Origin of the sequence: Paraburkholderia sp. NMBU_R16, assembly GCF_013282575.1 — a bacterium.
Lineage (GTDB): Bacteria > Pseudomonadota > Gammaproteobacteria > Burkholderiales > Burkholderiaceae > Trinickia.
On the sequence record NZ_JAAAYE010000241.1, the window covers coordinates 1 to 843 of the forward strand.

Below are 843 nucleotides of genomic sequence, written 5' to 3' on the forward strand. Positions count from 1 at the left end.
TCGTCTCGCTGATGGACGATGCCTCGCGGCTCATCGCCCACAGCGCATTCTGTGTCTCGGAGAACGCCCTGGAGATCGAGGGCGTGCTCAAGCAGGCGTTAATGCGTAGAGGGATACCCGGTCGGCTCGTGGTCGATAACGGCTCGGCTTACCGCAGCAGCACCTTGCAGGGCATCTGCGCGCGCCTGTCCATCCGTCTCGTCTATTGCCGCCCTTATGTGCCCGAAGGTAAAGGCAAGATCGAACGCTGGCACAGGACGCTACGTGCCCAGTTCCTCGCTGAACTCGATACCACTCATATCCGTGAACTGGGCGACCTGAACGCCCGCCTGTGGGGCTGGATCGAGCAGGTCTATCACCGCAGCAAACACAGCGCACTCGGCGAGCACACGCCGCTTTCGCGCTACCAGCAGGACCTGCCGCGTATCCGTCTGCTCGGGTCGCTGGCCGCGCAGCTCGACGAACTCTTCTGGCATCGCGTCAAACGCCTGGTGCGCCGTGACGGCACCGTCTCGTACAACGGCAAGCAGTTCGAAGTCCCGTACGAGCTCACCGGCCAGCACATCCAGCTCGTGGTCGACCCCCACACCGGCGCCGTCATGCACGTCCAGAGCGATGAGGGCAAATGCATCGGCATGGCCACCCCGCTCGATGCCATCGCCAACAGCACGCGCCGGCGACAGCGGCCTGCGCCCGAACCGGCCACTGCCGCAACGACTACCGGCCCGAACCTGATCGAGCTTGCCCATCAACAGCACTATCCGCATACCGGGGTGTAACCATGTACCGTCAGCACTTCGGCCTGCGCTGTGCGCCACTGGACAAGGACTCGATCGAGCTGTG

General features: G+C 63.8%; 1 protein-coding gene. It reads left to right on the forward strand.

Annotated features, from left to right (window positions below; translation table 11 throughout):
- Positions 1-779 (forward strand): DDE-type integrase/transposase/recombinase (locus GWC77_RS28065; RefSeq protein ID WP_173262838.1); only part of this gene is annotated, 779 nt, incomplete at its 5' end.
- Positions 780-843: the final 64 nt, after the last annotated feature.